Annotated in this window: 9 protein-coding genes; 8 read left to right on the forward strand and 1 reads right to left on the reverse strand. The window is 68.4% G+C overall.

What is annotated here, in order from left to right; translation table 11 throughout:
- Positions 1-84: 84 nt before the first annotated feature.
- A complete protein-coding gene (locus ADX84_RS19430; protein ID WP_049577184.1) occupies positions 85-570 on the forward strand; it encodes a GNAT family N-acetyltransferase in 486 nt (161 codons plus the stop codon).
- Positions 571-577: 7 nt separating this feature from the next.
- Here the strand turns inward: ADX84_RS19430 and ADX84_RS19435 are convergent, their stop codons facing one another.
- On the reverse strand, positions 578-1195 hold the full coding sequence (locus tag ADX84_RS19435; protein ID WP_049577188.1) for a MerR family transcriptional regulator: 618 nt from the start codon (positions 1193-1195) through the stop codon (positions 578-580).
- A 103-nt stretch (positions 1196-1298) separates the two neighbouring features.
- Between ADX84_RS19435 and ADX84_RS19440 the strand changes: the two genes are divergently transcribed.
- From ADX84_RS19440 to ADX84_RS26420, 7 genes are all read left to right on the forward strand, one after another.
- A complete protein-coding gene (locus tag ADX84_RS19440; protein WP_234004075.1) occupies positions 1299-2285 on the forward strand; it encodes a hypothetical protein in 987 nt (328 codons plus the stop codon).
- Positions 2222-2473 carry a Smr/MutS family protein gene (locus ADX84_RS19445; RefSeq protein ID WP_049577193.1) on the forward strand — a complete coding sequence of 84 codons (252 nt, stop codon included), beginning with the start codon at positions 2222-2224 and terminating at the stop codon, positions 2471-2473. Before ADX84_RS19440 ends, ADX84_RS19445 begins: the two co-directional genes overlap by 64 nt.
- Before the next feature lie 81 nt (positions 2474-2554).
- Positions 2555-2884 (forward strand): plasmid mobilization protein, encoded by a 330-nt coding sequence (locus ADX84_RS19450; protein ID WP_049577196.1) that lies wholly within the window; start codon positions 2555-2557, stop codon positions 2882-2884.
- Positions 2881-3366 (forward strand): hypothetical protein, encoded by a 486-nt coding sequence (locus tag ADX84_RS19455; RefSeq protein ID WP_082206625.1) that lies wholly within the window; start codon positions 2881-2883, stop codon positions 3364-3366. Before ADX84_RS19450 ends, ADX84_RS19455 begins: the two co-directional genes overlap by 4 nt.
- A gap of 400 nt (positions 3367-3766) precedes the next feature.
- Positions 3767-4678, forward strand: coding sequence for a MerR family transcriptional regulator (locus ADX84_RS19460; RefSeq protein WP_049577200.1), 912 nt, complete (start codon positions 3767-3769; stop codon positions 4676-4678).
- 163 nt (positions 4679-4841) lie between these two features.
- Positions 4842-5765, forward strand: coding sequence for an AAA family ATPase (locus ADX84_RS19465; RefSeq protein ID WP_049577203.1), 924 nt, complete (start codon positions 4842-4844; stop codon positions 5763-5765).
- Positions 5762-5914, forward strand: coding sequence for a hypothetical protein (locus ADX84_RS26420; protein ID WP_199776644.1), 153 nt, complete (start codon positions 5762-5764; stop codon positions 5912-5914). Before ADX84_RS19465 ends, ADX84_RS26420 begins: the two co-directional genes overlap by 4 nt.
- Positions 5915-6253: the final 339 nt, after the last annotated feature.

The raw sequence follows: 6253 nt of genomic DNA on the forward strand, positions 1-6253 counted from the left end.
CCTCCAGCTCGCGGTCAGGCCCTCCGGCCCGGGCGGCGTAGGACCGCGGTCCCGGGGTACCCGAACCCTTGGAGGAAGCCTTCGATGAACGCATGGAGCGGTGAGTTCGAGAGCCGTGGACCCGGCGGGGTCACGGTTCGGAACGCGGTGCCCGACGACCACGGGCGGATCATCGCCGTGTGCGACGACTGGTGGGGGAGGCCGGTCGCGCACATCCTGCCCCGTCTGTTCCTCGACCACTTCGGAGGGACGTCCCTGGCCGTCGAGGACGACGAGGAGATCGCGGGCTTCCTGGTGGGGTTTCGGAGCCCGGACCGGCCGGAGGAGGCCTACGTGCACTTCACCGGGGTGGCGCCGAGGCATCGGCGTTCGGGGCTGGGAAGGGAGATGTACAGCCTGTTCGCCGACGCCGCCCGTGCCGACGGGCGTTCCCTGGTACGCGCGGTCACCTCACCGTCCAACGAGCGCTCGATCACCTTCCACCGGGCGATCGGATTCACCGTGACCGGACCGTTCGAGGACTACGACGGCCCGGGCCACGACAGGATGTGTTTCGCGCTCCAGCTGTAGACCCGGGTCACACCCCGTAGCGGTGATGGGCCTCGCTGGCCTGCGCCATGCGTCGCAGCGCCGCCAGGAGTCGTTCGCCCAGGACGGTGCCGACCACGACGGTCCTGAGCACCTCGTCCAGGCCGTCCAGTTCGCCGAGGACCTCGTGGTCCCGCCGGGCCACGTCGTCGGCGGCGCGCGCGTAGCCGTCGACCCACTCCTGTCCCAGGTCGATCCCGGAGTCCCGCAGGGCGGAGATCACCCGGGCCACCTCCTCGCGCAGCGGCGAGTCCGGGTGGACATACCAGCCGTGCCGGTCGGCGAGGGAGTCCACCTCCGCGAGCGCGTCCTCGGACGGTTCGGCGTCGCCCTTGGGGTCCACGGCCTTGAGGGTGACGCCCATGAGGTCGTCCAGGTTGGGTTCCTCGGCGTCGATCACCGCGAGCACGTCCCGTGCACCGGCCACGGAGAGCCCGCCGACCTCGGTGAGGGCGCTGACCAGGCGGAGCCGGTTGAGGTGGCTCTCGTCGTATCGGGCCTGGTTGGGGCTGGTGAGCTCGCCACGGTGAAGGAGGCCCTCCCGTAGGTAGAACTTGATGCTCGGTACGGGGACCCCCGAGCTCCGGCTCAGTTCCGAGATGCGCATGCCGTCCCTTCGAGCGCGAACGCCCTTGCGTCCGCGCGGCCTCTTATGGATAGTAGGAGTATCCGTAATGGATAGTGGAGCTATCTGTTTAAGGAGTCCCCCCATGTTCACTCCCTGGCACCGGCCCCTCATGCTGGCCACGTACCTCTTCGTCGTCATCCTCCTCGTCAGCGTCGTCGGCCTCATCGTGGACGACCGTCTCGTCAACGGCGACCCGGCCTGGCTCAAACCGGCGAAGTTCGCACTGTCGATGATCGTCCACGACGTCACCCTCGCCTGGCTGCTGTCCCTGCTCACCCGAGGCAGGCGGACCGCCTGGTGGCTCGGCACCGTGGTCGCCGCCATGACCGCGGGGGAGATGGTCCTGCTCGTTACGCAGGCGGGGCGCGGGCGGATGAGCCACTTCAACAACGCCACCCCGCTCGACGCCACGCTCTACACGGTGATGGGCGTCCTGATCATGGTCCTGTGGTTCGCCACCTTCGCCCTCGCGGTGATCCTCATGATCCAGCGGGTGCGGGAGCGCAGCACCACCTGGGCGATCCGGATCGGCATGGGCATCGCCCTCCTCGGCATGGCGGTGGGCCCGCTCATGACGGGCCCCACCCCGGAACAGGCCACCGGAGCCTCCGACGTGATCGGAGCCCACACGGTGGGGCTGCCCGACGGCGGTCCCGGTCTGCCCGTCGTCGGCTGGAGCACCGTCGGCGGCGATCTCAGGGTCGGTCACTTCGTGGGGATCCACGGGCTCCAGGTGATGGTCCTGCTGGCGCTGCTCCTGATCGCCCTCGGCACCCGCCATCCCCGTCTGAACGACGACGGCACCCGCCTCCGGCTGGTCTCCGTGGCGGGCGCCGCCTACGCGGGTCTCATGGTGCTGGCCGTCTGGCAGGCCCTCCGGGGCCAGTCCGTGGTCGCTCCCGACGCCCTCACCCTCACCGCAGCAGGCGCACTGGCGGCCCTCACCCTCCTGGGTCTGGCGTGGTCCCTGCGCGTATCATCCGGGCCATCGAGGAAGGGAAGAGGATGCGACTCAAGCTCGACCTGCACGACATCTTCAACAAGGGCACCAGCATTGACAAGGCCCTGAACGACATCATGGACGAGGCCGAACGGAAGCGCGCCAAGACCATCGAGATCATCCCGGGCAAGGGCTCGGGGCAGTTGAAGAAGCGGGTCTTGCGCTTCCTCGACCGCAAGGACGTCAAGGCCCGCTACCACCGCGTCGAGAAGGACTCGAAGAACTTCGGAAGACTGTTCGTCCACTTCAAGCACTAGGAGGGTCAGGGGTGGGGCAGGTGAGTCCCACTCCGACGGTGCTCACTGGACATGGCGTAATACTCGTATTACGATCGTGGTATGGCGAAGGTTCGCATCAGTATCAGCCTCGATCCGGATGAAGCGGAACGCGTCCGGTCCCACGCCGACCGTGCGGGTATGGACGTGTCGTCCTACCTGGTCAACGCGGCGATCCGCCAGATGGCCGAGGCTGAGGCCGCAGAGGCGGAGTTCGAGGGCATCGACGCGCTGATCTCCGAAGCCGAAGGGCGGGCCGAGGCCCACGGGCCCGTCGACGAGGTTGGCGAAGACTCTCTGAGCGCGGATGAGCGCCGTGAGGTCGACGAGGCGATGAACCTGGTCTATGGCGTCGGGGAGACCCAGACTCGAAGCAGGGGCGAGGTGGCGTGAGCGCTCGCGTTCCGGTCTACGACACGGGAATGCTCATTGCCTTGGCGGCGCGCAAGGCCAAGGCAGTTCAGATGCATCGGGGGCTCCTACGCTCCGCGCACCGGCCCGTGGTCCCCGGCCCAGTCCTGGCCCAGGCATGGCGTCCGGATCCGGCGACCGTGCACGCTATGAGCGCGGTCCTGAAGGAGTGCACGGTTCCCCAAGCCCGGTCATCTCCCTCTGCTCTGCGGCCCACGGGCGCTGGGCAGCCGGAGTGCATCGCGTGTGCGGCGGCTCCGGACATCACCGACTGGCGGCGTATCGGCGCGGTTCTGGGTGTGGCGGCCCTCCCCGCGAAGAAGCGCCCGGACGCCGTGGACGCCCTCGTCGCCTGGACCGCCGTGAAGCACCGTAGCGCCGTGGTGTTCACCAGCGACCCGGGGGACATCGCGGCCTACGTGGACGCGATCGGCACGGACGACGTGCACCTGGTCACGGTATGAGTCCCACGGCAGGAGCATGCTCGACGAAGGCGTGGTCGTCGTGAGGTCCACCGGAACCTCTGAGCGAATCGCGCCTACCTGCGCAGACTTGGCATGAGGTACACGCTTCCTGAACCGGTCGATCAGGTCCGCGGCCGCAGGACACTGCCGCTGTCGCCGTCCGCCCGTCCTCAACCGCGAGGCCCGCAGGGCCCGGCACGCGGTCGGCGGGATCAGCCGTCCCCAGCAGCTCCGGGCTGTGACGACCCGGTTCGGTGAACTCGCGGTTCGGTGCGAGGCGACGGCATCAGGTGAAGGGCGCGGGGCATGGGCGCGGGGCGGTACGTAGGGGTTGCACCTTCCGTAGCGGCATGTGGTCCAGTGGACTCACGTCCCGACCCCTTGAGGAAGGTCCCCGCCCATGCAGGTGTCTCTTGTGCCACCCCGTCAGGTCAAGATCGGTGACGCGGCGGCCTTCGTCGGCACTACGCCACGGGCGATTCGCCACTACCACGAGATCGGTCTGCTCCCCGAGCCTGAACGGGGCGGCGATGGCCGCCGCCGGTACGGGCACGAGGACATGATCCGCCTGCTGTGGATTCGCAGGATGGCCGACGCCGGAATCGCCCTGGACGACATCCGTGACGCCTTCAACACCGGCACGAATCCCGTCAGCGCCGACAGCGGAGACGGTATCGGGGGCACCCTGGAGCGGTTGGAGGAAACCCTCGCCGAGCAGGAAACAGAACTGCGGCGGCAACGGACCGCCGTGCAGCGGATGCGCACCGAAGGCAGCCGGATGGGTCTGCTCTCCGACTTCGTCACCGAACGCCTCAGGAGCCTGCCCGAGGGCTCCCTGCGTCAGGCGGACCTGGACACTCTGCTGGTTACTGAGCGGATTCTCGGCCCGCTCGGCGCGGCCGTCCAGGCCACCCGCTTCATCGCCCTGGCCACGCATCCCCCTCTGCGGGAGGACTCCGACCGCATCGATGCCGCCGAGGAGGCACTCGACGACACCGTCGCCGTCGACGATCCACGGGTGGCCCAAGTGGCCGCCGAACGGCACAACTTCGAAAGCGCACTGAATGCCGTCATCGAGGAGTCCGGCCTGGACGAGGACGACGATGCCCTCTTCGACGCCTGGGACACTTTGCACCCTGCTCCTGCTGATGACGGCGAGGACGAGACCCACCTCAGCACTGGCAGGAGGGAGGCAGGATCCATGAGCGCGTTCGAAGCCCTCGGCAAGATGCCCTACGACTTCTCCCCAGCCCGCCAACGCTGTATGGAACTGGCCGTGGAACTGTCCGTCCAAGGCTCACCCGCTACCTGAGACACGGCCTGGGAGGCCCCGGGGCGAGGTGGTGTGGGTGCCCGCGCGCCCCCGGAGTCGAGAGGGGAGTCTCCCCGAGATCGCATCACCCGACACGCATCAAGGCTCTGTTTCCCGTGCACGCGGGGATGACTCCGGTGACGAAGAACGGAGTGGGAACGCTGTGATCGATCTTCCCCTGGATCAGACTGCTGAGCGGGTGCTCGACGAGGTGACCGGAAGCGACCGCTCGGTGCTGGTGGAACACCTCTGGACCAGATTGAGGACGGAGCCCACCGGAATGGTCGCGGAGCTGGTCTCCAGGATCGACCTCCCCACGAGTCCGACCTCGATCGACCGAACGGTGCTGCTGGAGCGGGCGGGCCGGGAAGCGGAACTCTACGGCGACGTCACCGTGCGGTGCGAGTACCTGCCGCTGGGGTGGTTACGCGCCCTGAGCGACACCGACACGGGGCGAGGCCTGGCGACGGCACGTGAGAAGTTCCAGCTCCTGCGCGCCGACTGGGCCTTGGCCCAGTACGAGAGGCTCACGCCGCCGCCGTCCACCGGGGACTCCGACCGTCCGGTAGTGGTGCTCGTCGCCGGTGTGCCCGGCACCGGCAAGAGCACGGTGGCCGAGAGGCTGGGCCGCGTGGTGAACGCGCCGGTGTTCTCCATGGACTGGCAGCTTGGCGCGGTGGTGGGGTTCGGGGTCCTGCGTCCTGACAACAGGTCCCCGATGGCCGAGCTGATGATGACCTCCGCTGTGGCACGTCAGCTGAGCCTGGGTATGAGCGCGATCATCGACGCGACAGGGCACACCAGGGCTCAGCGGATTCAGTGGCGGTCGATCACCGAACGCATGGGTGGGAGGTTCGTCGGGGTGGAGTGCGTCTGCTCGGATGAAAAAGCGCAGCGGAGTCGATTGGAAGCCAGGTCCAGGGGCATCCCCTGTTGGCCTGACACGGTCTCGTGGGAGCACGTCCAGCACATGAAGAAGCTCTGGGAGCCGTGGGAGGAATCGCACCTGTTGCTGGACTCGGCGGCCAACTCGCCCGAGGAGAACCTGCGTCGAGTGCTGGACCTTGTGGAAGGTGCCGGTCAGTGATGGAGGGATTCCTGGTCAAGGCGTTGTGCTGTGAGGAGCTGCTCGACCAGCGGGATGCCCAGGTCGCGCGCCAGAGGCTGGAGGAGATCCGGTCAGGCGATGCCGAGGTCGTGTCCGCCGAGGATGTGGCCAGGGAGCTCGGTTTGTGACGGACTGACAGCCACCAGGCCCTCCGCCTCGGGAGGCCCTGCTCCCCGCGCACGCGGGGCTGGTTTTGGGGGGCGAATCCCCAGTCCCGACCCGCTGCTCCCCGCGCATGCAGGGATGGAGAGCCGAGGTCGCGACCACGCTCGCCCACATGGGCCTATGTTCCTGGCGTGGGCGGGGTGGCTGGGGCCCGGCGGGTGCCGGGCCCCAGCTTTTGTCGGTTCAGGTCGGGATGCCGATCTCGTGGGTGAGGGTTCGGCCGAGGGTTTCCAGGGTGGTCAGGCCCAGGAGGAGGGTGGAGCTGATGGCGGTGGCGGGCCATCCCCACCACCGGCGCGGTG

The organism is Nocardiopsis sp. SBT366 (assembly GCF_001083815.1).
Lineage (GTDB): Bacteria > Actinomycetota > Actinomycetes > Streptosporangiales > Streptosporangiaceae > Nocardiopsis > Nocardiopsis prasina.